Genomic DNA, 26,158 nt, shown 5'->3' with positions numbered 1-26,158 from the left:
GCTTTAAGGAGTATTTAATTTATTAATTTATGAAGAAAACTATACTAACCTTAACGTTGGTATTTTCTGCATTTCTTTTATTTGCACAGCAAACCTTTCCTGTAAACGGCTCAGCCGATATCAGGAGCGGGCAGTTTGCTTTTACCAATGCAAATATTGTTGTAAATGCCAACCAAACTATTAGCAACGGTGTTTTGCTAATTAAAAATCAGGTTATACAATCTGTAGGCGCAGGTACCACTGTACCCAAAGGCTATGTGGTTATCGATTTAAAGGGTAAATATATCTATCCTTCTTTGATTGATGCCTTTACCAGCTACGGTTTACCTGAAGCACAAAGAAACGCCCAAGGAGGCTTTGGCGGTGGCGCCCGTCGTTCTATTTTCACTTCAACTAAAAAAGGAGCTTACAACTGGAACGAGGCCATCAGACCAGAAACAGAGGTTAAAGCTATTTTTAGTTCTGATCCAAAAAAAGCTGATGAGCTTAGAAAAGTAGGTTTTGGAAGTGTGAACGTAATCAATCGTGATGGCATTGCCCGCGGTACGTCAGCTGCCGTAACATTAAATGAAGAGAGTGATAATAAGGTCATGCTAAAAGATCAGACAGCAGCTAATTACTCTTTTAATAAAGGTACTTCCTCTAATGATTATCCTACCTCTTTAATGGGATCTATTGCCTTATTACGTCAAACCTATTATGATGCGGCATGGTATAAAAACCAGAAAGAAGAATATAATATTTCTTTAGATGAATTTAATAAGCAACAAAATCTGCCTCAGATTTTTGAGGCCGATGGCTGGGCCAATATCCTGCGTGCAGATAAAATTGCCAAAGAGTTTAACAAACAATTTATTGTTAAATCAACAGGTGATGAATATCAACGCATTGATGCTGTTAAAGCTACCGGAGCAAGTCTGATTATACCGATTAATTTCCCTAAAGCATTTGATGTTGAGGATCCGGCAGAAGCTAGAAACGTAAGCCTTGCACAAATGAAAAATTGGGAAATGGCACCCTCAAACCCAGGTGTATTAGAAAAATCGGGTATTAATTTTGCCATTACGGCTTTTGGTTTAGATAATACCCGAGATTTTTGGGCTAATATGCGTACCGCTATAGAGAATGGTTTATCTGAAAAACAAGCTTTATTAGCTATAACTGAAGTGCCAGCTAAGCTTTTAGGTATCAGTGATAAAGTAGGTTCTTTAGAAAAAGGCAAATTAGCCAACTTTCTGATCACTTCTGATAATATCTTCAAAAACAACAACATCATTTATGAAAACTGGGTACAAGGTAAACGTTACGTTGTAAATAAAATGGATGTTACCGATTTGAGAGGTACCTATAACTTAAATGTAGATGGTATTGGCTCATTGGTATTAAAAATAACCGGTACCGCAGGTGGAAATGCTGCCTCTATTGAAAGAGCAGGAACTGATAGCGTAAAAGTTAATGCTACGTTTAACCGTAGCGGAGACTGGGTTACTTTAAATTTTAACCTAAAGAAAAATCCTAAAGGAGATACTCGTTTAAGTGGGTATTTATCTGCTGCTAATCCAATTGTGATGAAAGGCGAAGCCGCTTTAAGTGATGGAACTGAGGGTAAATGGACGGCTACTTTTAAAGAAGCAGCTAAAGAAATGCCTAAACGTGAGGAACCAAAAGCTGCTCTTGCTGCAAACGGACCGATGCTATACCCTTTCCAGGCTTTTGGTAATGAAGTTCAACCTAAAGCAGAAACTGTTCTTTTAAAAAATGCTACGGTTTGGACCAATGAAAAAGATGGTATTCTTCAAAATGCTGATGTACTTTTAGAGAATGGCAAAATAAAAGCTGTTGGTAAAAACCTTAGTGCAGGTAACGCAAAAGTTATTGATGCAACGGGTAAGCACGTAACACCAGGTATTATAGATGAACACTCGCATATTGCTGGTAGCGGTGGCATTAACGAAGGCGCACAATCGGTATCTTCTGAGGTGCGCATAGGCGATATTCTTAACTCTGAAGACATTAATATTTATCGTCAATTGGCTGGAGGCGTAACGACTTCGCAAATCCTGCATGGTTCGGCAAACCCAATTGGAGGTCAGTCTCAACTGATTAAATTACGTTGGGGTAAACTGCCTGAAGAACTGAAGTTTGCGGGAGCCGATGGTTTCATCAAATTCGCATTAGGTGAAAACGTAAAACAAAGCAATTTTGGTACAGGGCAACGTTTCCCGGTTACCCGCATGGGGGTTGAGCAAACTTTTGTTGATGCTTTTACCCGGGCTAAAGATTATGAAGCCGCATTAAAAGTTAAAGGCAACAATGTACGCAGAGATTTAGAACTTGATGCTTTGGTTGAAATATTGAACAACAAGAGATTTATCACTTGTCACTCTTATGTACAATCAGAAATAAACATGCTTATACATGTTGCAGACAGCTTAGGCTTTAAGATCAATACTTTTACGCACATTTTGGAAGGTTATAAGCTAGCCGATAAAATGAAAGCGCATAACATTGCAGGTTCTACTTTCTCTGACTGGTGGGCTTATAAATACGAAGTTGCCGAAGCCATTCCTTACAATGGAAAGATTATGCACAATGTAGGTATTACCACTGCTTTCAACTCTGATGATGCAGAAATGGCCCGTCGTTTAAATCAGGAAGCAGGAAAAGCAGTACTTTATGGTAACGTACCTGAAGAAGAAGCATTTAAGTTTGTAACTTTAAATCCGGCTAAAATGCTGCACATCGATGATAAAGTTGGCAGTTTAAAAGTTGGTAAAGATGCCGATGTTGTTATCTGGTCTGATAATCCGCTGTCTATTTACGCTAAAGTAGAAAAAACTTTTGTTGATGGCATTCTGTACTGGGATATAGAAAAAGATGCACAAAAACTAAAACAACAGCAGGCCGAAAGAGCCCGTTTAACTCAAAAAATGTTAGAAAGTAAAAACAAAGGAGGCAGAATGCAGCGCCCAACCGGAATGGCCTCTACATTATATAACTGCGAAACTTTAAGTGATTATTCAGCAGGCTTCGAAGCTATCGTAACAGAAGGAGGACATGGCCATGAATAAATATATTTTAAGCGCATTTTTTGCATTTGCCACAACCTTTGGCGCTTTTGCACAGGCAAATATCTCTCCTGCAAAACCACAGTCAAAAAAGATCATCATTATGGGTGGTGTTTTACATGTGGGCAATGGCCAGGTGTACAACAATGGTTATGTTGTGTTTGAAAAAGGCAAGATCACAGCTGCAGGAGATGCTACAACTGTTAAATTCAGTACGGCTGATGGCGAAGTGATCAACGCGAATGGTAAACATATTTACCCTGGATTTATTGCGCCGACCAATAATTTAGGTCTGGTAGAATTTGAATCTGTAAAAGCTACAATAGATTTTTCTGAAATCGGTGTCATGAATCCACATATTAGGTCTATCGTTGCTTACAATACCGACTCAAAAGTACAGGCTACTTTACGTACCAACGGGGTATTAATGTCACAGATTACTCCGCAGGGAGGTACAATTTCTGGTAGTTCATCGGTGGTACAATTAGATGCCTGGAATTGGGAAGACGCCGCTATTAAAACAGATGACGCTATGCATTTAAGCTGGCCTACTATGCCTAGATTCAGAGGTTTTGGTGGCAGAGGCGGATTTAATGCCGAAAGCTTTGCCGAACGTACGCAAAATGCAATTGCAGAACTAAAAAGTTTCTTTGCCGAAGCAAAAGCTTACAACGAAGGAGCCAAACCAGCAGAAACCAATACCAGATTTGCTGCAATGGCCGGGCTTTTTAAAGGAACCCAGAAACTGTTTATCAATGCCAATACGCAAAAAGATATTGTTGCGGCAGTTACTTTTGCAAAAAGCTTTGGCATTACTCCTGTAATTACCGGAGCATCTGAAGCTTACCTTGTTACCGATTTCTTAAAAGAAAACAATGTAGGCGTAGTTGTAGATAAGCCTCACTCTTTACCTAACAACACAGATGATGATGTTAACCAGCCTTATAAAAATGTGGCCAACTTAGTTAATTCAGGCGTATTGGTTGCAATAAGTATTGATGGTTTCTGGCAGCAGAGAAATCTTCCTTTTATGGCTGGAACAGCATCGGCTTGGGGCCTAGATAAAGAAAAGGCATTACAAACTATTACCTTAAATACAGCCAAAATATTAGGCATGGATAAATCCATAGGCAGTATAGAAAGTGGTAAAGATGCCACACTGTTTATATCTGCCGGTGATGCTTTGGACATGAAATCAAACAAAGTAGAAAGAGCCTTTATACAGGGCAGGGATATCAATCTAGACAACCTGCACAAGCAACTTGACAAGAAATTTAGTGATAAATACGGAATCAAGTAACCTTTAGCATTAAGCCTTCCGAAATCCGGAAGGCTTTTTTATTTCATAAAAAAAGCGATCCTAATCATAGAACCGCTCCCTTAACTAACTTACTATTTATTTAAAAAGCTGTTGGGGAAGGAGTCGAACCTTCAAGAGGTAGTTAGCAAAAGTATATCCAATTGTAGCCAAGATATATTCTTGTTTATCCCATAATCCCCACCACCGAGACAAGGAGGTGTGTCTGCCAATTTCACCACCCAACAGTATTTATTTTAATCTGCAATGTTTATATTGCACAATAAAAAGCTGTAGGGGAAGGACTCGAACCTTCAAGGAGTAGTTGATCTGTTTCCAGAGTTCCCGTATTCTCCGCCACCGAGACAAGGAGGTGTGTCTGCCTGTTTCACCACCCTACAATAAAAATTAATTAAAGAACTTTTTTTGTTTTGCTTATTACAAATATAAGTTAAACCCCAATTATGTTACAAATATTTCAATAAACTATTTTAATTTTTTAAATATTTATAATATTTTACTACTTTTATTAAAAAATCAGCATTTCATGTTTAAAAAAGAAAGCCAAAATTTAGAAATTGATAATCTCGACATTCAGATTCTTACCCAATTGATGCACGATGCCACCAAGCCCTATACAGAAATTGCAAAAGAATTAGTTATTTCTGGAGGGACAGTGCACGTAAGAATGAAAAAGTTGGCAGATATGGGCATCATAAGAGGCTCTCATTTAATCATAGACCCCAGAAAAGCTGGCTATGATATTACAGCCTTTCTGGGTATTTATCTCGAAAAAGGTTCTTTATACAAAGATGCCGTAGAACAGCTAAGTAAAATTAAAGAAGTAGTAGAATTGCATTATACTACGGGTTCGTATAGTATGTTCGCTAAAATTACTTGTCGAGACACCGATCATTTACGTTACGTGCTCAATGAAGAGATACAGGCCGTAAAGGGAATACAAAGAACAGAAACCCTCATATCGCTGGAAGAAAGCATTAAAAGGCAAATAGAATTGTTATAGTTACAATTATTTTATATTTTTTATTGATTTTGTGTATTTTTTTGAGAATTTTAAAGATTATTGTAGAATATTAAGAAATTTTTTCCACAGCCAAAATGCGCAGCCTTAGTTCAGAATTAGCTTTTAACAAAAAAACAATTTTATTGGTAGATGATGAGGTTACTGTTCTTAAGCTTCTGGAATTCATTTTAAAAAAAGATTATAATCTTGTTGTACATAATAACGGTTTAGAGGCCATCAGTTGGATGGATGAAGGTAATATGCCCGATTTAATTATTTCGGATTTGCTGATGCCTTATGTTGATGGTATAGACTTTGTAAGGGGCCTTAAATCAAGCGGATATTACAGAAATATACCTGTTATCTTATTATCTGCAGCTTATTCTTTAGAGGATTTAGCGGCAAAACTGCCTTATAATTTCAATTTGTTGATACCAAAGCCTTTTAATCCCTCAAAATTACAGGAACATATTAAGTCATTGTTAGACTAATGGAAAATCAAACCCCTTCTTTTAATTCAAATCAGCCGCGATTTAATATTATTTATTTTGCTAATAAGTACGAAGGACAAATAAAAGAAACCTTTAGTTTTCCGCATGGTTTGCGAAAGGCCGCCTCTTACAATGAGATTTTTGATATTGTGAGCAATCTCTCTGTATTTGAACTTAATGTTTCAATTTTTTTAGAGGTTGATCCTGCACATGCTCATGAAGCATTTAATCTTGTTGACTCGTTAAAGAAAAACTGGTTAAGCCGTAACATTGTAATCATATTTCTACTTACTGAGCCCGATGCCGCCATTACGCAAAAAGCATTTGATGCAAGAGTAAGCGATTGCTATACACCTCCATTTAATTTTAAAGATGTACAACTAAGGCTGGAGTTTTTATCTGCCTATAAAATCTTAAACGAGCAACTCAAAAATCTTCCTGAGCAACCACTTCAGCAATATAAAGCACCATTTTTAAAAAGAGCTTTTGATATTATATTTTCTACAGCGGCACTTGTTTTGCTAAGTCCGGTATTTTTAATTGTTGCCATTCTCATTAAACTAGATTCAAGAGGGCCGGTATTTTATACCAGCAAAAGGGTGGGTACAGGCTACAAAATCTTCGATTTCTATAAATTTAGATCTATGCGACAAAATGCAGATAAAGAAGTTCAGAGTTTGATGACCAAAAATCAATATGGCGAATCTGCATTCTTTAAACTCCAAAATGATCCACGTGTAACCAAATTGGGTAGTTTCTTAAGAAACACTAGTATTGATGAATTGCCCCAGTTGTTTAACGTTGTAAAAGGCGATATGTCTATAGTGGGTAACCGTCCGCTTCCTTTATACGAAGCAGAGCAGCTTACCACCAATGAATGGTCTATGCGTTTTCTAGGCCCAGCAGGTATTACAGGGCTTTGGCAGATCATTAAAAGAGGTAAAAGTGATATGTCTGACCGCGAAAGAAAGAAACTTGATAATTTTTACAACAAAAAGTTCTCTATTTGGTTAGATTTGAAAATAATATTTATGACTATACCTGTGCTTTTTCAAAAAGAAAAGGTGTAATTTATGTTTAAATTAGCTGAATGAAAAGATATACATACTTTGCGTTTCTGTTTATCCTGCTCGCTTCAAAGGGTGTTTTTGCTCAGGACGATATCATTAACCAGATTAACACGCCCTTGTTGCAAAAGTATGTTGACTTAGCTAAACAGAATTATCCTAAGAGGCAAATGTTTAAATCCAGTGAGTTAAGTGCTAAAGCCAAGATTGGTGTTGCTTCTGCTACTTATCTCGAAGCTCTTAATGTTTCCTATTTTTACAGGCCTGATAATGCTACAATCATCAATAATGCCAATCCTTACTCTATAAATGGTTTCCAATTTGGAGTTTATCTTAATTTAGGGATGTTTTTGCGAACACCTTCATTGGTTAAACAGGCTAAGGAAGAATATAAGGCTGCTACTTTTCAAACGAAGGAATATGATCTGATCTTAGAATCAGAAGTAAGACAAAAATATTATGAATATCTGCAGTTATTTAATGACCTTAAAGTAAAAGCACAGGCTTATATTGATAATAAAGCTGCCAGTGATGGACTAAAGTATAAGTTTGAAAAGGGTGAAGTTTCATTGGATGTATATAGCAAGGCCAAGGCGCTAACTTCTTCCGCTCAATCAGAGAAACTCCTTACCGAACTTAATCTATTAAAAGCAAAAGATACTTTAGAGACATTAATTGGGCAAAAATTAGAGGACGTGAAATAAGCGATTATGAATATTAGAGAATTTTTAAATCTTATTGCTAGATATAAATGGTTGATTATTGCAATTCCTACAATAACGCTTTGCATAACCTATTTACTTGTTAAAAATCTTCCTAAAGAATATAAATCGCAAGCCAAATTATCTACAGGCTTATTAGATCCTTCGAGACAGGTTGCTCCAGATGTTCCTTCTTATTCCGGTCCCGATCTTTTAATCAAGATTAATCAGCAGTTTACCAATATCATGGATATTATGGCCATGCCCAGAAATATGAGCATTCTTTCTTACCGCTTAATATTACATGATCTTAAAAACCCGCAGAAGCCTTTCAAAAATCTAAGCGATGATGTAAAAGCTTTAAGTGCAACCGAAAGACAGGAAGCAATTAGGTTATTTGAAGAGCGTTTGGCTCAAAAACAGGTATTAACTCCCTTAGATAATTACCACATCAAATTATATAATCTGGTAAAATCAATGGGCTATGATGCCAAAACGTTAAGTAAAAAATTGTCCATCAGTCATGAAGATAACAGCGATTTTGTTACGGTAGAGTTTACCTCAAATAACACCTTTCTTTCTGTTTTCGTGGTTAATACGCTTTCTCGTGATTTTATAAATAATTACAGCCTTGATCTGATCAGCAATAAGAATAAATCCATAACTGTACTGGATTCTCTTCTTCGTAAAAAAGAAGGAATAATGAACGAAAAGAACCAACAGTTAAAAGAGTATAAAATTAAAAACAGGGTATTAAATCTTGACAAGCAATCACAAATCGTTTATCAGCAAATCATAGACTACGAGAACAAGAAATCACAGGCATTAATTGATCTGCAATCCTTACAATCGGCTTTAAACAACGTAAACAAAAATTTGCAAAGCAGAGATCAGGATAAGTATCTCGGGGCCGAGCTTTCTCAGGACAATCAAGCAATTATTAGTTTAAAGAATAAAGTACATGCTGCCGAAAATGATTATATAGACGGGGGGTTCCTAGCTAAAGACAAAAAGAAAGTGGACTCTCTTCAACAACTGCTTAATGCACAATTAGTAAAATCCAATGATAATTATGTAAGCGACCCCTTAGTGGCTAAACAGAGTTTAGTACTCAGACGTATATCTCTGGGTGTTGATTTGGACAAAACCAGAGCAAGTATCAAAGATATTGATGATGAACTGACAAAATTAAACGCGAAGTTTACCACCATGGTTCCTTTTGATGCCGGTGTACAGAAATACGAACGTGATGCAGATGTGGCTACCAAAGAATACTTAGACATCCTAAATCGTTACAATCAAACCAATCTCGATAAAAATATAGGATTGCGCCTGCAATTAGAGCAGGAAGGCGTACCCAGCTCACCCGAAGCTTCTAAAAAGATTATATATATGGCACTGGCTGCTATCGCTAGCTTTGCCATCTGCTTTTTTATTCTTTTTATTATTCATGTTTTTGATCACTCCATTAATAACCATAAACAGCTTGAAGAGGTTACAAATGGCAGAGTTATTGGAGAATTAAGCCTTATTAAAGGCGATAGTGGTAATATTCACGACCTTTGGAAAACGGCAGAGTCTTATCCAGATCGGTTAACGTACAAAAACCTGTTACGTCACGCTCGATTTGAGATTAATAAAATTTTGTCAAAAGAAGATTTTAAAATCTTGGGTATTACTTCCTTAGACCCAGATAAATATTATTACTCTTCTGCAATAAGCCTGGCTTATGCATTTGCACGCCTTAACAAACAGGTTCTTTTGATTGGCAACAATGAGGTTGGCTTTGAGGCACAAAAATTAAATGTACCTACAGATCAATCTATTAAAGCCGTTTTTCAGGATTCCAGTATACAAAAAAACAAGCTCATTACTTATTTAAATAACGATCTTGAAGGCTTTTCTTTATTAGAGAGAAATGATAAAAACACTCTTATCCAGTCTTTTAACAAGCTTAAGCAAGAGTTTGATCTGATCATTATCTGTCTTGACCCTTTAAATACGGTTAATGATATGAAAGAATGGACTTTATTCACTGAAAAATACTTAGCTACTTTTATGGCGGGTAACTCTATCGGGGAAAAAGATAAAGAAGCCATTAAAGATCTTAAAGAGGATAATAAATTTATTGGATGGTTAATTGACGGTGTGAAACGGAATAAGCGCACCAATGCTTAACAAGTTGCACATGTATATTACTGACAGCAAAAAAAAAATATTGTTCTTTTTGGTTGCAATGAGCCTTTCTGTTCTGGTAGCCGGATCGATCTATCAATATGGCTTTTTAGGACCTGTAACAGTAATGGCCTTAGCTGCTTTGGGTACATTTATCATTTCTTTGTTTAAAGAGCCCAAAGTTGCATTTTGGATATACTTTGGTTACTGCTTCCTTTTAGGTTTCGTTTCTAAATCTTTTCTTAAAATTCCTGTTGGTATTGCGTTAGATGGCATTCTTCTTCTTACCTGGTGTAGTCTTCTGGTCAATAAAAATCGCTTTAACTGGAAAAATTTAAAGAATGAACATGTTATTCTTTCGTTAATCTGGTTTATAATTAGTTTTTTAGAAATTTTTAACCCTGCAGGAGGCAGTTTAACTGGCTGGTTTAACGAGTTTAGGTTCACTGCTTTAAGCTGGCTTTTAATTGCCCCACTTGTTTTTCTATTGTTCAATAATAAACAGGATCTCAATCGTTTTATCCTGTTTATCCTATTTTTTTCTGCAATAGCTACGTTATATGGTATAAAGCAACTTTATTTGGGCGTAACCAATGGCGAACAACAATGGCTAAATGCGGGCAATGATTATACACATATCCTCGAAGGAAAATTAAGGGTATTTTCTACCTATTCAGATGCCGGACAATTTGGTGCATCCCAAGCTATTATGGCGGTTATAGCATTGGTGCTGGCTTCGGGGCCTTTTGGTTTTATGAAAAAGATTATACTTGCCATAGCAGGATTACTGTTTCTATATGGCATGGGTATTTCAGGAACAAGGGGTGCTTTGTTTGCCTTAGTTTCAGGGTTATTCTATGCGCTTTTCTTGAGTAAGAACTTTAAACTACTGATTATCGGTACAACCTTCGCTCTCAGCGGCTTGTGGGTGCTTAAATATACCAATATTGGTGATGAGATTTTTCAGGTACGGCGTTTGCGTAGCGCCTTAAATCCTAAAGATGCTTCTTTTAATGTGAGGCTTGAAAATCAAAAGAAACTAAAGTTCATGCTAAGAGACCTGCCTTTTGGCGCAGGTTTAGGTATGAGCGGCATGAACGGTACTACCTATAATGCCGATAAACCCATAGCCAATGTGCAACCAGACAGTTATTGGGTTAAGGTATGGGTAATGTACGGTATTGTTGGCTTGCTCATCTGGTTCTCCATAAATGCTTATATCATAGGTAAGTGCAGTGGTATTGTATGGAAACTGAAAGACCCTAAACTTAAAGTTAAGATGGTTGCGCTTACTTCGGGTACAGTAGGTTGTTTTATTTGTAGTTATGGTAACGAAATAATGAATGGTATGCCTTCTTCTGTAATTATGTTCATGTCATGGTCATTCGTATTTATTGCACCTATGTTAGATAAGCAATCTCAAGAATTAAAAGAAAATGGAAGTAATATATAGCGTTTTAAACTTTTTATTTTGGTTATTGGGCATATATCTCCTGCTTAATTGCTGCTATTTGGCTTTTTTTACTCTTGTTGGCTTATTTAGTTTACCAAAATCAAAAACTGCAGCAAAGCAATACCGCAAAATAGCCTTACTGTTTCCAACTTATCAGGAGAATGTGGTTATTGTAGAAAGTGTAAAAGCAGCATTAAGGCATTCATATAATGGGTCTTTTGAAGTAATTGTTATTGCAGATGGCCTACAAGCAGAGACTCTCCACACCTTAAAAGAGTTTGGAGCTAAGGTAATTGAAGTTTTCTTTGAAAAGAGCACAAAGGGAAAAGCTATGAAATTTGCCATGAACCAATTAGAATACCAAGGATTTGATGTTGCCGTAGTGCTCGATGTAGATAATGTGATGAGTGAGAATTGCTTAAATTATATCAATAATGCTTTTGAACGAGGCAAAAGAGTAGTACAAACGCACCGTACAGCAAAAAATATGGATAGCAGCTTTGCCTTTTTAGATGCCTGCAACGAAGAAGTAAACAACCATATTTACCGGAAAGGTCAGGCCGTTTTAGGTTTTTCGCCAGCGCTTATTGGTTCCGGAATGGCTTTCGAATTTGAATATTTCCGTAACTTATTAAATAACATCGGAGAAACAGTTGGAGAAGATAAACAGCTTGATTTTATGATTGCCAAAGACAAAGTTCATGTGGCTTACCTGAACGATGTATATGTATATGACGAAAAGGTAGAAAATGCTAAAGTTTTTACCAAGCAACGTACCCGTTGGATTGCTTCACAAGTAGAATTTCTCAAAAAATACGCTTTCGAAGGCTTTGCTCAGTTATTCAAAGGCAACTTAGAGTTTTTCAATAAAACACTTCAAACATTCTTGATGCCCAGAATGCTTTTGTTAGGATTGCTTTTTATCATGACCTTACAATCTTTTTTTAATCCTTTTGGCCCTGCTGTTATATTTTGGAGTGGTTTATTTATTTGTCTTTGTTTAACTTTATTAATTGCTGTTCCAAGGAGGTTTTACGTAGATAGGAGATTGTATATTGCTATGTTACAAATACCTAAGGCTATGTTAGGTATGGTAGTGGCTTTATTTAGTATTGGCAAGGCCAAGAAATCTTTTATGGTAACCCCACATAGCAATAAACCTGTTGATAAGAATTGATATGCCTTTAGAATTATTGATTATTCCGGGTGTAGTTTTTGGTATAATTGGTTTTATAAGCGGCCTAAATGCTTATAAAAAGGTAAAAAACTAATGATAAAACCATGCCTATTATTGAAAATAGAGATATAGTTGTAGTGGGTCAGCAACCTTGGGATACGCCTATAGGCAGCAACTGTAAAGATCTGGCCTTAGAGTTTAGTAAACATAACCGGGTATTGTATATCAATGCTCCTTTAGACCGTAGAACAAAATTCCAGCAGCGACATACAGAAAATGTGAAAAAGCGCATACGCATTGTTGAAGGTTATCAAAACGGGCTAGAAGAAATAGCGCCTAATCTATGGACTTTTTATCCCGATGTAATTATTGAATCTATCAACTGGATCAAATGGACTTCAGTATTCAGGTTATTCAATAAAATCAATAACAAACGGTTTAGTAAATCCGTTAAGAAAGTCATTTCTGAATTAGGCTTTAAGAACTTTATTTTGTTTAATGATAGCGATATGTTCAGAAGCTATCATTCAAAAGAACTTTTAAAGCCCAATTTGAGCATTTACTACTCAAGAGATAATTTACTGGCCACTGCTTACTGGGGCCGGCATGGTAAATACCTTGAACCAGAATTGATCCAGAAAAGTGATCTTTGCGTAGCAAATTCAGTTTATTTAGCAAATTATTGTAAGCAATATAATTCAAATTCTTTCTACGTAGGACAGGGATGCGACCTTGAAATGTTCAAAAACGATGATAATGTTAAAGTTCCTAAAGCACTTTCTGCTATTAAGAAGCCTATATTGGGTTATGTAGGCGCTCTATTGTCTGTAAGACTTGATGAGCATATTCTACTGCATTTGGCGGAGCAACGCCCCGACTGGAGTATTGTTTTAGTAGGACCAGAAGATGAGGTTTTCGCAAAAAGCAGGCTTCATCAATTAGCCAATGTACATTTCTTGGGTCCTCAAAAACCCGAAACTCTCCCAGCCTATATCAAAGGTTTTGACATCTGCTTAAACCCGCAGGCAGTTAACCCTTTAACTATTGGCAATTATCCCCGTAAAATAGATGAATACCTAGCTATGGGCAAACCTACTTTAGCCACAAAAACAGAGGCTATAAGTATTTTTAAGGATTATGTTTATATTGCTGACACCAAAGAAGATTATGTTGTTCTTGCCGAAAAAGCATTAACTGAAAATAACAGTAAGCGGGAACAGGAACGTATTGCTTTTGCCCAGACCCACACTTGGGAAAAAAATGCAGAAGAAATTTATAGGGCTATTCAACAGGTAGAAAAGAACAAACAATAATGCAAAACAGCTATTAGAAACGGATGGCACAAATCTCTATCATTACCGTTAATTATCATCAACCAGATGTTACTATCGATTTACTGAAATCGATAGCAAAATCCTGTTCCCCTGATCAGATTGAGGTAATCATTGTAGATAATGGTGCAGTTAAAAATATGGAGCTGATTTTTCAACCTCATTTCCAAAACATCAGATACATCCAATCGAAAAAGAATTTAGGTTTTGCTGGTGGAAACAATTTAGGGATTAAACAAGCTAAAGGTGATTATATTTTTCTGCTTAATAACGATACCGAGATACCCGAAAGATGCATAGAAACCATGGTAGCAGAAATGGAAGCTAATGAAAACATCGGCCTTCTGTCTCCTTTGTTATTATATTTTGATTATCCAGACATTATACAATATGCGGGTTACACCCCTATTAACTATTTAACAGGTCGCAATGCCTGCATAGGACAGTTTGATAAAAATAGAGGGCAATACAATGATTTATCTTACCAAACCGGATTTTGCCATGGTGCTGCTGTAATATGCCGAAAATCAGATTTGCAGAAAGCTGGATTAATGGACGAAAATTATTTTCTGTACTATGAAGAATTAGACTGGTGCGAGAAATTTAAACGAGTGGGTAAACAGATCTGGTTTACCGGAAAGACTTTTATTTACCATAAAGAATCAATGAGCGTAGGTAAAGCAAGCCCTATAAAAACCTATTTTAATACCCGTAACCGGATGCTCTTTATCAGGAAAAATACAGGCTGGTTAAATACCGTGTTATTTGCGGTTTACTATACATTGATAGCCTGCCCGAAAAGCATTTTAAAACTTCTGTTTAGTAAACAAGCTAATTTAGCCAAATGGGTATTTAAGGGGCTACTCTGGAATTATACCCACGGGAAAAACAGTAAAAGTTTAGGTTTCACAATTAAAGATTAATACTTATTTCAATCTTTTCCATACCGTTGCCACAGCGTATTTACTAAATAAATACATCGATTTTATTAACCCTATTTTTTCATTTTCTCTTAGTATTTTCCAGGTATAACCTGCTGCTTTCAATTTGTTAGCCGATACAGATCCTTTTCTGATCCGGTATTGAACCAGAGGCTTATTAATTCCATAACCATTGCCACATTGCTTAAATAAGTCGAGCCAGAAAATCCAGTCTTCATGCCCTGCTTTTTTAAATCGCAAACCACCAATTGCACTTTTTAAAACCATTGAAGTAGAAAAGATAATTACGTTGTGCCATAAAAGCTTTTTATAACTTACATTATAAGGAACGCTTATCTTTCCTGAAATAATCTCTCCTTCTTCATTTATTCTATGATAGGCAAAGAACGACATAGGTAAGGACTTTTCTTCCATATAAATTACCTGAGTGGCCAATTTCTCTTTAAGCCAGATATCATCGCTATCTAAAAAGGCAATATATTTACCTTTAGCCTCTTCCAAACCTATATTACGGGCATTAGCTACTCCTCCGTTTTTTTCAAGCTTAATTAATCTAATTTTAGGTTCCCGCTGCAAAAAAGCTTCAACCAGTTCACATGTATCGTCTTTAGACTGATCATCAATAACGATCAGCTCCCAGTTCTGGTAGCTTTGCTCAAGTACCGAGTTTAGGGTTGCAGTTATAAAATCTGCTGAGTTATAACAAGGAGTAATAATTGATACAAGAGGTTCCAATCAAAATCTATTTAAGATAAGTCAAATGGTTTAATTACAGCCAAAATAAAGATAAATTATAACAATCCGTTCAAGTAGTCGGATAAAACGATTACTTTAGTACAACTGTTTACATATGGATAAAAGACGTTTTATAATTAATCTGGTCTCCAATTTCTTTAGCGCCCTTTCAGGTGTCGGTATTTCTTTCTTTTTAACGCCATATATTGTAGAACATCTGGGTAAGGAGGCTTATGGTTTCTATCCTTTATCTAATAACTTTGTTATGTATGCCGGTATTATTACCACTGCGCTAAACTCTATGTCGAGCAGATATATTACTATTAGTCTCGAGAAAAAGGACATCAAAGAAGTAAATACCTATTTCAATTCTGTACTATTTGGCAATTTGCTGATTTCGCTTGTATTTTTGCTTGTCAGTGCATTATTCTGCTTCTTCATTGATAAGATATTGGATATTCCTGATGGATTGGTTTACGATGTACGCCTGCTCTTTGTATTCATCTTGTTAAGTCTGGTTATTAATGTTTCTTCGGCGGTTTTTTCAGTAACAGCATTTGCTTTAAACAGATTTGATAAGTTGGCTGTCATCAATATTATATCTAATATATTAAAATTAGGAGCTATTATTTTACTGTTTTATTTTTTTACGCCGAGAATACACTTTTTAGGTGTAGTAACCCTCGTAACTGCCATCTATGTATTTTATGCCAATTACAGAATTACCAAAAAGCTGCTCCCTGAGGTACATATCAGCTGGTCGTTTTTTTCACGCAGTGCCTTATCTGTAATTGTGGGTTCAGGCATATGGAATTCGGTTATAGCCCTGTCAAATGTAATCAATACGCAGCTTGATCTGCTTATAGCTAACCATTTCTTCAAAGCTTCTGGCATGGGGTTTTTATCCCTCACTAAATTTATTCCTAATGCAATCTATATTTTGCTAGGAATTATTGTACCTATCTTCTTGCCTGAAATGCTCAAGGCCTATGCACAAAATGATATGAATAAGTTGAAGCAGAACTTAGATCTGTCGTTTAAAGCAATTTTTGTAGTAGTTCTTTTACCGCTATCTGTATTCTTTGTGTACGGTGATGCCTTTTTTAGATTATGGTTACCTACCCAAGATGCTCACGCTCTTCATATTCTCTCTATTATCACGCTGGTACCCTTTATTGTACATGGTACAATAGAAACCGTTTACCACGTTTTTGTAATCACTAATAAGCTTAAAATAGCCTCTTTTTGGGGAATCTTCATTTCTATCTTAAACTTCGTTTTGGTAATCATACTATGTATATATAGTTCATTAGGAATATATGCTATTCCTGTAGCAGCTTTAATTAGTGGTGTGTTTAGTCATTTAACATTCACTCCTTTGTATGCCGCGTATTGCTTACAGGAAAGCAGGTGGTTTTTTTTCATTAAAATTATTAAAGGCCTAGCCGGTTTTAGCGCTCTGATATTGATTACTTATGGTTGGAGAAAGCTAAACTGGATTTCGGTAGATTCCTGGTTTATGTTTATCCTAAATAGCTGCACCATTGGGATAGTATTATTGGCCGTTACTATAGTTATGAAGTTTGACAAAGCTACCTTAACAGATATCTACAAGAAAGTGAGGAAAAGATAAGTTTATGATACCTAAGATTATTCATTATTGCTGGTTTGGCAGGGGAGAGAAATCCTCTTTAGCTTTAGAGTGTATCCAATCATGGAAAAAGCATCTTCCTGATTACGAAATCATGGAATGGAATGAAGATAACTTTGATATTAACAACTATATTTTTTCGGCCGAGGCTTATAAAGAACGTAAATTTGCTTTTGTATCTGATGTATGCCGCTTATATGCTTTAAAAAAAATAGGTGGGATATACATGGATACCGATGTAGAATTCTTGCGGCCATTAGACGCCTCTATACTTGACAATAAAGCTTTCACAGGTTTTGAAGATAATTTACTTATCTCTTCAGCAATTATGGGCAGTGAAAAGGGTGGGCCGTGGATAAGCGACCTTCTCTCTCATTATAAAGACAGAAGCTTTTATATGGAAAAAGGCAAATTAGATATTAATCCCAATACCGAAATCATAACAGCGTTCATGAAGAATAAAAAAGGTGTATTGATTAATAACTCTTTCCAAAAAATAGAAAATTATTGTACCATTTATCCTAGTGATTATTTCTGTCCAAAAAGCTGGAAAACATTAAAGATAAATCTTACAGACAATACATATTGTATACACCATTTTGCAGGTTCATGGATACATGATAAAGAATATAGCTGGATGGGAAAAATAGCCAATGCTTTATTAGGTAAAAGAATTTCCGATTATCTTTCAGGGAAATACCGGAAAATAAAAGGTGAATAGCATATGCCATTTCAGGAAAACTCCTGAAATGGCATTAATTTTTATTTAAACATGCCCTTGAGCTTAGCTAATTTGGCTTGTAAATCACCATCTGCTTCTTTCTCTGTTTTAACTTGCTGGAAGTGTTTAGGTTTATGTTCTTTTTTCTGAGTTTGCCTTTCCTGATTTCTTGTTGCCTGCTGTCCTTTTACTTCTTCTTTCATAGACAAGGAAATTCGTTTACGGGCAACATCAACATCTGTTACCGTTACACTTACAACTTGGCTAACTTTTACAATTTCATTAGGGTTGGCAACAAATCTATTTGCCATTTGGCTTGTATGTACCAAACCATCCTGATGTACACCAATATCTACAAAGGCACCAAAGTTGGTAATATTGGTAACGATTCCTTGCAGCTTCATTCCTGTTTTTAAATCTGCTATGCTATTTATACCCTCAGCAAAACTAAATGCCTCAAATTCCTCACGGGGATCACGACCGGGCTTTGCCAACTCTTTCATAATATCCTGTAACGTTGGCAATCCTATTTCAGCACTTACATATTTGTTTAGGTGAATTCTTTGGTGTAACGTTTTATCCTGCATCAATTGCTTTATATCTACACCCAGATCAGCAGCCATTTCTTTAATCAAATTATAACGCTCAGGATGCACTCCACTACTATCTAAAACATTCTCTGCATTTCTAATACGCAAAAATCCCGCAGCTTGCTCAAAGGCTTTATCCCCTAGCCTTGGCACTTTCTTAAGGCTTTCGCGATTTTTAAAGGGCCCGTTTTTAGTTCTGTAATTAATGATATTTTGAGCTAAGTTCTCTCCTAGTCCAGACACATACGCAAGAATTTGCTTAGAAGCTGTATTGAGCTCTACCCCAACAGCATTTACACAGCTCATTACTGTATCATCTAAACTTTGTTGTAATTTGCCCTGGTCTACATCATGCTGATATTGACCTACGCCTATAGACTTAGGGTCTATTTTAACCAGTTCAGCCAATGGATCCATTAATCTTCTGCCTATAGATACCGCACCTCTCACCGTAACATCGTAATCGGGAAATTCTTCTCTGGCCAATGACGATGCAGAATAGATAGAAGCTCCACTTTCATTTACCATAACAATGGCAATATTTGCCAATTTCAAATTCCTTACAAAAGTTTCAGTCTCACGGCCTGCTGTTCCATTACCGATTGCTATTGCTTCAATCTCATGTTTATCGCAAAGCTGACTAATTTTCCATTCTGCATCCTTAATATTTCCTTGTCCAGTATGTGGATAAATGGTTACATTTTCTAATAGATTGCCTTGTCTGTCTAAACAAACCACTTTACAGCCTGTTCTAAATCCCGGATCTATGGCCATTACATTTTTTTGGCCCAAAGGAGCAGCCATCAACAATTGTCTCACATTTTCTGCAAATACCCTTATAGCTTCCTCATCTGCTTTTTGTTTAGTCATAGCCCTTAGCTCGGTTTCCATAGCTGGTTTTAACAAGCGTTTATAGCCGTCTTGCAAAGCTAGATCAACCTGATGACTTGCGCTGTTGTTTCCTTTAATGAACAATTGTTGCAAAATTGTGATTGCGCCTTCATCTTCAGGTAATACGTCCAGTTTTAGATAGCCTTCTTCTTCACCTCTCCTCATTGCCAAAACTCTATGCGATGGTGCAGTTCTAGCCTTTTCTTCCCAATCAAAATAGTCTTTGTATTTAATTGCATCAGCTTCTTTATTTTTAACCACAGTGCTCTTATAAGTCGCATTCTTTTCAAAATATGATCTCATCCTTCCTCTAGAATCACTATGTTCACTAATCAGTTCTGCAATAATATCTCTTGCGCCAGCAATGGCATCTTCTACGGTGCTTATCCCTTTTTCATCATTAACAAAGGCTTCTGCTTCACTTTCCAGATCTATTTTATGCTGGGCAAAGATTTTTAATGCTAGGGCCTCTAATCCTTTTTCTTTTGCAACACTTGCTCTAGTCTTTCTTTTTGGTTTAAATGGAAGATAAATATCTTCAAGAAGACTTAATGTTTCTGCTTCTCTTATTTTTTTCTCTAATTCGGGACTAAGCTTATCAAGTTCTGTCAACGACTTTAAAATAGCTTCTCTCCTTTTTTCAAGTTCTCGGAGCTGCTGAGCCAGATCTCTAATCTGAGCAATTTGAACTTCATCAAGACTCCCGGTAACTTCTTTCCTATATCTTGATATAAAAGGAATGGTTGCTCCTTCTTCCAAAAGATCTAAAGTTGCCTTAACCTGTTTATCTTTTAAAGTTAATCTGGTTGCGATGTATTGATAATTGGCATTCATTATTCTAAGTGCAGAAAATTAAAAAGTCCTCAAGTTTTTAATTTGAGGACTTAAATATGGAAAAATAATCTAATATTATTTATTTACGTACATTACTTCTTTAACAGCTTTAACTACACGCTCTGCATTTGGTAAACTTGCAGCAATTAAAGTAGGTGCATATGGAAGTGGTACATCTGCACACGTAATACGAGTTACAGGAGCATCTAAATAATCAAATGCATTTTTCTGAACATTAAATGCAATTTCGGATGAAATAGAAGCCAAAGGCCATGCCTCTTCAACTACTACTAAACGGTTTGTTTTCTTAACTGAAGTGATAATAGCAGTATAATCTATTGGTCTAACTGTACGTAGATCTATCACTTCTGCATTGATACCTTCTTTTGTCAATTCTTCAACGGCAGGATTAACAACACGAGTTAACATTTTACCAAAAGTTACAATAGTAACATCTGTTCCTTCTTTAACCACATTTGCTTTTCCTAACTCTAAGTAGTACTCTTCTGCAGGAACATCTCCTTTATCTCCGTACATTACCTCAGATTCCATGAAAATCACAGGGTCAGGATCTAATATCGCTGATTTCAGTAAACCTTTTGCATCATATGGAGTAGCGGGTACTACCACTTTCAAACCCGGGCAGTTTGCATACCAGTTCTCAAAATTTTGTGAGTGCTGCGCTGCTAATTGTCCCGCATTTCCAGTTGGACCACGAAACACGATAGGACAAGAAAACTGACCTCCACTCATTGATAACATTTTAGCTGCGCTATTGATTATCTGGTCAATAGCAACCAATGAGAAATTAAAGGTCATGAATTCAACGATTGGCAACAATCCGTTCATAGACGCACCAACACCAATACCAGCAAAACCAAGTTCGGCAATAGGGGTATCTATAATCCGTTTTTCACCAAACTCATCTAACATACCCTGACTAACTTTATAAGCACCGTTATATTGCGCAACTTCTTCGCCCATTAAGAAAATGTTCTCGTTTTTACGCATTTCTTCGCTCATTGCTTCGCGTAGTGCTTCTCTAAATTGAATTTCTCTCATTTTATTTTGAAATATTATCAAGCGCAAATATAAGATTTGTATCTTAATTTTAAAGTAGTGTTTTGATTACACTTAGTCTTTATGTTATACTGTTAATCTGATATCTCTTGCCCGAAATGAATAATATTACCATTATTATCTAATATGGAAAACTGACGCATACCCCATTCCATATTCTTTAGATGTCCATTCGGATGCACTATATTTAAAGCTTTGTATCTTTGATAAAGTTCATCCACTTCGGCAACATTCACATAGCAGCCTGTATTTTTAGGGATATCTGAATTATCGGTTGGCCATAGGTGTATCTGTACATTATCTTTGCTGAAGATAAGATATCCTTCCCAATTTGAATGAAAAGTAAACCCCAGTTTTTCTGTATAAAAAACAATTGTTTCGTTTGTATTTAACGAAGCCAAGATGGGTACTGCTGATTGTAGCATAGAATATTTTTTAAACAAAAAAAGAGCTTCAAAATTTGAAGCTCTTTTTAATATGTGTTATACTATAATTAGTTTCTTACAGTTTGTACACGACGGTTTTGGATACGACCTTCTTCAGTATCGTTTGAAGCAATTGGATTAGCTTCTCCGTAACCTTTAGTAGCAACTTGGCTAGCTTTAACACCTGAGTTTACTAAGTAAGTTTTTACTGAGTTAGCTCTATCTTTAGATAATTTCAAGTTGTATGCAGCAGTACCTTCGCTAGAAGCGTAACCGTTTACAGTTACTTTACCACCGTTTTCACGCAAAATTGAAGATAATTTATCTAAAGTTGGATAAGATTCGGTTTTTAAAACTGAACTGTTGAAATCAAATTGGATGTTCTCGAAACCAGTTACTGCATTGTTATTGTTTTCAATTACAGTTGTTTTTGCTTCTGGGAATTTGATTGTACGACCAGAACCGTCAACTACAGCACCTGGAGCTGAATTTGGCTCTTTATCAAACATATCAGCAACACCATCACCATCGCTATCTTTTTTCAAATCTTCAACAGATTTTTCTACGTTAGCAACACGGTTTTTCAATGCTTCAACTTCTTGACGTAATGAAGGATCTTTTAACTCATCATACATCATAGCTACTGGGTTTACCCAATCCAAATTAGGTTTAGCTTTCGAACCTAAAGAGAATTCTAAACCAGCAGATCCATAAGAGAATTTATCTTTTGAAGGACTTTTTGCATAAGTTCCGTCAAAGTTATCTCCATCAACATAGTTCATTGTATAAGCTAAGTTGAAAGAAACACGGTCAGATACTTTAAATTTGATACCAGCACCTACAGGGATATAAGCTTGTTTAATGAAGTCTTTATCTCCGTCTTTACCGAATTTACCTTTGTTGTCTTTACCATCAACGATTGGATTGAAAGCAACAACACCGTAACCAGCTGTTACAAAGAAATTAACAGAGTTCTCACGACGGATAAAATCGATAGTAGCAACATTAACTACACCTCTTAAATCTAATGCATATTGAATATCTGTTTGAAATCCTTTTGGAGTCATAGAAGGATTATCTTTATTTGTTCCAGATACTTTGCCGCGGAAAATATTACCTTCTAATCCAAATGAGTGTGCTAATTGCTTACGTAATGAAAGACCATAACCTAAGTTAGCTTCCCAGTTTGAAAAGTCATCAGAACCTCCGGTTAAAACTACAGGTGTTAAAACACCTCCGTTAATACCTAAAGACCACGTTCTGTACTGTGCTCTTCCACCAAATACCTTAGCAGAAGACGAGGTAGCTGGAGCATCTTGTGCATTCGCTAAGGAAGTAACCCCTAGTAATGCTACTAAAGAAGCTGCAACACCCTTTTTTAAAGTAGAATAATTCATAATTTTCTTTTTTAAGGTTAAACAAAATATTTCTATTGTATAATTTTTTGCTCTACAAAATTAAACAATTTTTCAAATTCTCAAAATGAAACACAAACACCGTTCCAAAATCAGTTCTATTTAAAAAATGTATTGTTTTTTATCATTTTTTAATTTATCTGCTTTTATTTAATTCTCTATTGTGATTAAAATTAACAACAAATACGTTTTATTTGCCAAACAAATTCATTTCAATCGACCTGCTTTTTAGACAGTTGCTTTGTTAATTATGCGCCTTTAACCATTCTTCAACAAATCTGTAAACATTAAAATGCGGTTTTTTTGCCATATTAACGATAGCATTATATAAAACATCTGTTTTGATAGATGCCATTTTTTGCTGTTGAATAATTTTGAGTGCTTTTTGTGTAATTAATATATTTTTTCTATCTGAGTTCTGTTCTAAAGGTTTCTCTATCCACTTTATAAGATCATTTATACCTTCGTTCTTTTCTGCTACGGTTTTAAACACAGGTATCTTTTGATGTTGTTCTCTAACCATTTTTGTTAAGCTATTAGCAAAATGATCAGCACCCTCTCTATCTGCTTTATTTACCACAAACGCATTAGCAACTTCCATTAAGCCCGATTTGATATGTTGTATCTCGTCTCCTGCTTCGGGCACTAAAACCAATATGGTTTTATCTGCCAGACCTGCAATTTCTATTTCTGATTGTCCCACTCCAACTGTCTCAACAATAATCAAATCAAAGTTGGCAGCTCTCAAAACATCTATCATTTCCAATGTTTTTTCAGAAACACCTCCCAAAGATCCTCTTGTTGCCAAAGACCTAATAAATAGATTGGGGTTGTTAAAGTTCTTAACCATTCTTATACGATCGCCTAACAAGGAGCCCAAGTTAAATGGAGAAGTCGGATCAACCGCTAAAACGGCCACCTTTCTCCCATCAGAGGTTAAAGAAGAAACGATAGCGTTTACCAAAGTACTTTTTCCTGCTCCTGGAGGTCCGGTTATACCTATAACAGGTGTTGAACTATGGTAATTTAAAGATTTTAAGAGTTCTTCTGAAGGAAGAATATTATTTTCGACCAAAGTAAGCGCCCTGGCTATGGTCTTAAAATCGCCAATCGAAATATTATGTATGAATTCTTGTAATTTAATTGCAAGCATAATTAAACAAACATAATAATTTTAAATTGTTGGCCTATCTTTAAATTTTGGTCACAATAAAGATTTTATTAAAAACCGTACCTTTGCTAACTTTCAGTATTTTGAATGAAAACATATTTTAGACTATTATCATTTGCAAAACCCATAGAGAAATTTGCGATTCCTTATGTTATTGCAACACTGTTATCCATCATTTTTGGCACATTAAATCTTACCTTACTTGTTCCTTTATTTGAAACATTAATATCAAAAGGCTCTTCATCTCTTACCTCTGTTGCCAATAAAGCAACCTCTTCTTTTGATATTACATCCCAATTTAAAGATTTTGTAAATCAGTCCATAATCAAAAATGGCCAATCAACTACTCTGAGTTATGTCTGTATGGTTATTGTTGCATCAGTATTGCTATCTAATTTATTTAGGTATTTTTCTCAAAGGTACATGGAAGATTTAAGGGTACATACATTATTAAATCTGCGCAAAACGGTATTCAATAATGTTATGAATTTGCATGTGGGATATTTCAGCAATGAAAAAAAAGGCGATATTATCTCAAAAGTTGCTTCAGATGTACAAGTAGTACAATATACGGTTACCAATACATTACAGGTTGTCTTTAAAGAACCTCTTACACTTATATTTTACATTTTAGTATTACTTTCCATTTCTGTAAAATTAACCTTGTTCTCTTTATTGGTGATCCCTGTTTCGGCTTTTATCATTAGTAAAATTGTAAAGCGCTTAAAACAACAAGCTAAAGAAGCTCATGAATCTTTCGCAAAAATGATTGGTTTTTTAGACGAAGCTTTAAGTGGCATAAAAATTATAAAAGCCTTTAATGGCACACAGCGTATTAAGGAGAAATTCCATGAGGAAAATGTTTTTTATTCAAACATTAACCGCAAAATGGTACGCAGACAGCAATTAGGCTCTCCTGTTTCTGAGTTTTTAGGCGTATTAATGGTATCTGTAATTGTTTGGTATGGTGGAAATTTGATTATTAGTGGAGACCCAGGAGCCTTATCTACCAGTCAATTCATTGCCTATATTGCCATATTCTCACAGGTTATGCGTCCGGCCAAAGCACTTACCGATTCGTTTAGCGGCATACACTCTGGAATTGCTGCCGGAGAAAGGGTTTTAGATCTTATAGATACTAAACCTGGGTTTACCGATAAACCTGAGGCTAAACCTTTAGAGGCCTTTAATGAAAAGATCACACTTGAAAATGTGAACTTTAATTATGGAGAAATAGAAATCTTAAAAAATATTACCTTAACCATTGAAAAAGGAAAGACAATTGCACTAGTAGGCCCTTCAGGCGGGGGTAAAAGCACCCTACTTGATCTAATTCCTCGCTTTCATGATCCAAAGAGCGGAACCATTAAAATTGATGGCAAGAATTATACAGACCTAACCGTTGAAAGCATAAGGTCTCAAATGGGCTTAGTTAATCAGGATTCTTTTTTATTCAACGATTCTATTTTCAACAACATTGCCTTTGCAAACCCTAATGCTTCAGAAGTGGAAGTAGTTGCCGCAGCAAAAGTGGCTAATGCCCATGATTTTATTATGGAAACCGAGGCTGGTTATCAAACCAATGTAGGAGACAGAGGTAATAAATTATCTGGCGGTCAAAAACAAAGAATATGCATTGCCAGAGCGGTATTGGCAAATCCTCCTATTATGTTACTGGATGAGGCAACCTCTGCTTTAGATACCGAATCTGAAAAACTGGTTCAGAATGCCTTGAATAATTTAATGCAAAATCGAACTTCTGTGGTAATTGCTCACAGGTTAAGTACTATACAGCATGCTGATAAAATTGTGGTTTTAGATAAAGGTAAAGTTGTAGAGGAGGGTTCTCATGCTGAATTAATCGCACAAAAGGGCTTATACAATCGCTTGATAGAAATGCAGGCTTTTAATGAATAATTA

General features: G+C 35.8%; 20 protein-coding genes. 14 read left to right on the top strand and 6 right to left on the bottom strand.

Annotated features, from left to right (window positions below; all coding sequences use genetic code 11):
* Positions 1-29 precede the first annotated feature (29 nt).
* From ACLHG9_RS13260 to ACLHG9_RS13210, 11 genes are all read left to right on the top strand, one after another.
* On the top strand, positions 30-3,071 hold the full coding sequence (locus ACLHG9_RS13260) for an amidohydrolase family protein (protein WP_410221982.1): 3,042 nt from the start codon (positions 30-32) through the stop codon (positions 3,069-3,071).
* The gene (locus ACLHG9_RS13255; protein WP_410221981.1) at positions 3,064-4,368 is read left to right on the top strand and encodes an amidohydrolase family protein; all 1,305 of its coding nucleotides are present in this window, start codon (positions 3,064-3,066) and stop codon (positions 4,366-4,368) included. The genes ACLHG9_RS13260 and ACLHG9_RS13255 overlap by 8 nt, the downstream gene beginning before the upstream one ends.
* 544 nt (positions 4,369-4,912) lie before the next feature.
* On the top strand, positions 4,913-5,389 hold the full coding sequence (locus ACLHG9_RS13250) for an Lrp/AsnC ligand binding domain-containing protein (RefSeq protein ID WP_410221980.1): 477 nt from the start codon (positions 4,913-4,915) through the stop codon (positions 5,387-5,389).
* Positions 5,390-5,484: 95 nt separating this feature from the next.
* Positions 5,485-5,880 carry a response regulator gene (locus ACLHG9_RS13245; protein ID WP_410221979.1) on the top strand — a complete coding sequence of 132 codons (396 nt, stop codon included), beginning with the start codon at positions 5,485-5,487 and terminating at the stop codon, positions 5,878-5,880.
* Complete coding sequence (locus tag ACLHG9_RS13240; RefSeq protein ID WP_410221978.1) at positions 5,880-6,950, top strand: sugar transferase; 1,071 nt, start codon at positions 5,880-5,882, stop codon at positions 6,948-6,950. The genes ACLHG9_RS13245 and ACLHG9_RS13240 overlap by 1 nt, the downstream gene beginning before the upstream one ends.
* 20 nt (positions 6,951-6,970) lie before the next feature.
* Positions 6,971-7,651 (top strand): TolC family protein, encoded by a 681-nt coding sequence (locus tag ACLHG9_RS13235; RefSeq protein WP_410221977.1) that lies wholly within the window; start codon positions 6,971-6,973, stop codon positions 7,649-7,651.
* A 6-nt stretch (positions 7,652-7,657) separates the two neighbouring features.
* The gene (locus ACLHG9_RS13230; RefSeq protein WP_410221976.1) at positions 7,658-9,826 is read left to right on the top strand and encodes a GumC family protein; all 2,169 of its coding nucleotides are present in this window, start codon (positions 7,658-7,660) and stop codon (positions 9,824-9,826) included.
* Between the two features lie 10 nt (positions 9,827-9,836).
* Complete coding sequence (locus tag ACLHG9_RS13225) at positions 9,837-11,276, top strand: O-antigen ligase family protein (RefSeq protein ID WP_410221975.1); 1,440 nt, start codon at positions 9,837-9,839, stop codon at positions 11,274-11,276.
* A complete protein-coding gene (locus tag ACLHG9_RS13220; RefSeq protein WP_410221974.1) occupies positions 11,260-12,453 on the top strand; it encodes a glycosyltransferase in 1,194 nt (397 codons plus the stop codon). Before ACLHG9_RS13225 ends, ACLHG9_RS13220 begins: the two co-directional genes overlap by 17 nt.
* A 104-nt stretch (positions 12,454-12,557) precedes the next feature.
* Positions 12,558-13,766: a glycosyltransferase gene (locus ACLHG9_RS13215; protein WP_410221973.1), complete on the top strand. Its 1,209-nt coding sequence runs from the start codon at positions 12,558-12,560 to the stop codon at positions 13,764-13,766.
* Between the two features lie 23 nt (positions 13,767-13,789).
* Positions 13,790-14,707, top strand: coding sequence for a glycosyltransferase family 2 protein (locus ACLHG9_RS13210; protein ID WP_410221972.1), 918 nt, complete (start codon positions 13,790-13,792; stop codon positions 14,705-14,707).
* A gap of 3 nt (positions 14,708-14,710) precedes the next feature.
* On the opposite strand, the gene ACLHG9_RS13205 is transcribed toward ACLHG9_RS13210, so the two are convergent.
* Positions 14,711-15,460, bottom strand: coding sequence for a glycosyltransferase family 2 protein (locus tag ACLHG9_RS13205; RefSeq protein WP_410221971.1), 750 nt, complete (start codon positions 15,458-15,460; stop codon positions 14,711-14,713).
* A 115-nt stretch (positions 15,461-15,575) separates the two neighbouring features.
* Here ACLHG9_RS13205 and ACLHG9_RS13200 point away from each other — a divergent pair, with 115 nt between their 5' ends.
* Together ACLHG9_RS13200 and ACLHG9_RS13195 are read left to right on the top strand one after the other, a co-directional pair.
* Positions 15,576-17,093, top strand: coding sequence for a lipopolysaccharide biosynthesis protein (locus ACLHG9_RS13200; RefSeq protein ID WP_410221970.1), 1,518 nt, complete (start codon positions 15,576-15,578; stop codon positions 17,091-17,093).
* A 4-nt stretch (positions 17,094-17,097) separates the two neighbouring features.
* Positions 17,098-17,832, top strand: a complete 735-nt coding sequence (locus ACLHG9_RS13195; RefSeq protein WP_410221969.1) for a glycosyltransferase family 32 protein — start codon at positions 17,098-17,100, stop codon at positions 17,830-17,832.
* Positions 17,833-17,873: 41 nt separating this feature from the next.
* Here the strand turns inward: ACLHG9_RS13195 and ACLHG9_RS13190 are convergent, their stop codons facing one another.
* The 5 genes from ACLHG9_RS13190 to meaB form a co-directional block, all read right to left on the bottom strand.
* Complete coding sequence (locus ACLHG9_RS13190) at positions 17,874-20,147, bottom strand: Tex family protein (RefSeq protein ID WP_410221968.1); 2,274 nt, start codon at positions 20,145-20,147, stop codon at positions 17,874-17,876.
* 75 nt (positions 20,148-20,222) lie between these two features.
* Positions 20,223-21,209: a pyruvate dehydrogenase complex E1 component subunit beta gene (locus tag ACLHG9_RS13185; RefSeq protein ID WP_410221967.1), complete on the bottom strand. Its 987-nt coding sequence runs from the start codon at positions 21,207-21,209 to the stop codon at positions 20,223-20,225.
* A gap of 92 nt (positions 21,210-21,301) precedes the next feature.
* Positions 21,302-21,652 (bottom strand): bleomycin resistance protein, encoded by a 351-nt coding sequence (locus ACLHG9_RS13180; protein ID WP_410221966.1) that lies wholly within the window; start codon positions 21,650-21,652, stop codon positions 21,302-21,304.
* A 68-nt stretch (positions 21,653-21,720) separates the two neighbouring features.
* Positions 21,721-23,049 carry an OmpA family protein gene (locus tag ACLHG9_RS13175; protein ID WP_410221965.1) on the bottom strand — a complete coding sequence of 443 codons (1,329 nt, stop codon included), beginning with the start codon at positions 23,047-23,049 and terminating at the stop codon, positions 21,721-21,723.
* A gap of 262 nt (positions 23,050-23,311) precedes the next feature.
* The gene (meaB, locus tag ACLHG9_RS13170) at positions 23,312-24,220 is read right to left on the bottom strand and encodes a methylmalonyl Co-A mutase-associated GTPase MeaB (RefSeq protein WP_410221964.1); all 909 of its coding nucleotides are present in this window, start codon (positions 24,218-24,220) and stop codon (positions 23,312-23,314) included.
* 105 nt (positions 24,221-24,325) lie between these two features.
* On the opposite strand from meaB, the gene ACLHG9_RS13165 reads away from it, so the two are divergent.
* Entirely contained in the window at positions 24,326-26,155 is a 1,830-nt protein-coding gene (locus ACLHG9_RS13165) for an ABC transporter ATP-binding protein (protein ID WP_410221963.1), read from the top strand.
* Positions 26,156-26,158 lie beyond the last annotated feature (3 nt).

Origin of the sequence: Pedobacter sp. (assembly GCF_046462515.1) — a bacterium.
Classification (GTDB): Bacteria; Bacteroidota; Bacteroidia; order Sphingobacteriales; family Sphingobacteriaceae; genus Pedobacter.
The sequence above is the reverse complement of the archived record's forward strand: the minus strand, read 5'-3'. Positions and strand labels throughout refer to the sequence as shown.

Excerpts from the sequence above, each read along its gene's own strand:
- ACLHG9_RS13260 (WP_410221982.1), top strand. The coding sequence starts at position 30 with ATGAAGAAAACTATACTAACCTTAACGTTGGTATTTTCTGCATTTCTT.
- ACLHG9_RS13255 (WP_410221981.1), top strand. The coding sequence starts at position 3,064 with ATGAATAAATATATTTTAAGCGCATTTTTTGCATTTGCCACAACCTTT.
- ACLHG9_RS13250 (WP_410221980.1), top strand. The coding sequence starts at position 4,913 with ATGTTTAAAAAAGAAAGCCAAAATTTAGAAATTGATAATCTCGACATT.
- ACLHG9_RS13245 (WP_410221979.1), top strand. The coding sequence starts at position 5,485 with ATGCGCAGCCTTAGTTCAGAATTAGCTTTTAACAAAAAAACAATTTTA.
- ACLHG9_RS13240 (WP_410221978.1), top strand. The coding sequence starts at position 5,880 with ATGGAAAATCAAACCCCTTCTTTTAATTCAAATCAGCCGCGATTTAAT.
- ACLHG9_RS13235 (WP_410221977.1), top strand. The coding sequence starts at position 6,971 with ATGAAAAGATATACATACTTTGCGTTTCTGTTTATCCTGCTCGCTTCA.
- ACLHG9_RS13230 (WP_410221976.1), top strand. The coding sequence starts at position 7,658 with ATGAATATTAGAGAATTTTTAAATCTTATTGCTAGATATAAATGGTTG.
- ACLHG9_RS13225 (WP_410221975.1), top strand. The coding sequence starts at position 9,837 with ATGTATATTACTGACAGCAAAAAAAAAATATTGTTCTTTTTGGTTGCA.
- ACLHG9_RS13220 (WP_410221974.1), top strand. The coding sequence starts at position 11,260 with ATGGAAGTAATATATAGCGTTTTAAACTTTTTATTTTGGTTATTGGGC.
- ACLHG9_RS13215 (WP_410221973.1), top strand. The coding sequence starts at position 12,558 with ATGCCTATTATTGAAAATAGAGATATAGTTGTAGTGGGTCAGCAACCT.
- ACLHG9_RS13210 (WP_410221972.1), top strand. The coding sequence starts at position 13,790 with ATGGCACAAATCTCTATCATTACCGTTAATTATCATCAACCAGATGTT.
- ACLHG9_RS13200 (WP_410221970.1), top strand. The coding sequence starts at position 15,576 with ATGGATAAAAGACGTTTTATAATTAATCTGGTCTCCAATTTCTTTAGC.
- ACLHG9_RS13195 (WP_410221969.1), top strand. The coding sequence starts at position 17,098 with ATGATACCTAAGATTATTCATTATTGCTGGTTTGGCAGGGGAGAGAAA.
- ACLHG9_RS13190 (WP_410221968.1), bottom strand. The coding sequence starts at position 20,147 with ATGAATGCCAATTATCAATACATCGCAACCAGATTAACTTTAAAAGAT.
- ACLHG9_RS13185 (WP_410221967.1), bottom strand. The coding sequence starts at position 21,209 with ATGAGAGAAATTCAATTTAGAGAAGCACTACGCGAAGCAATGAGCGAA.
- ACLHG9_RS13180 (WP_410221966.1), bottom strand. The coding sequence starts at position 21,652 with ATGCTACAATCAGCAGTACCCATCTTGGCTTCGTTAAATACAAACGAA.
- ACLHG9_RS13175 (WP_410221965.1), bottom strand. The coding sequence starts at position 23,049 with ATGAATTATTCTACTTTAAAAAAGGGTGTTGCAGCTTCTTTAGTAGCA.
- meaB (WP_410221964.1), bottom strand. The coding sequence starts at position 24,220 with ATGCTTGCAATTAAATTACAAGAATTCATACATAATATTTCGATTGGC.
- ACLHG9_RS13165 (WP_410221963.1), top strand. The coding sequence starts at position 24,326 with ATGAAAACATATTTTAGACTATTATCATTTGCAAAACCCATAGAGAAA.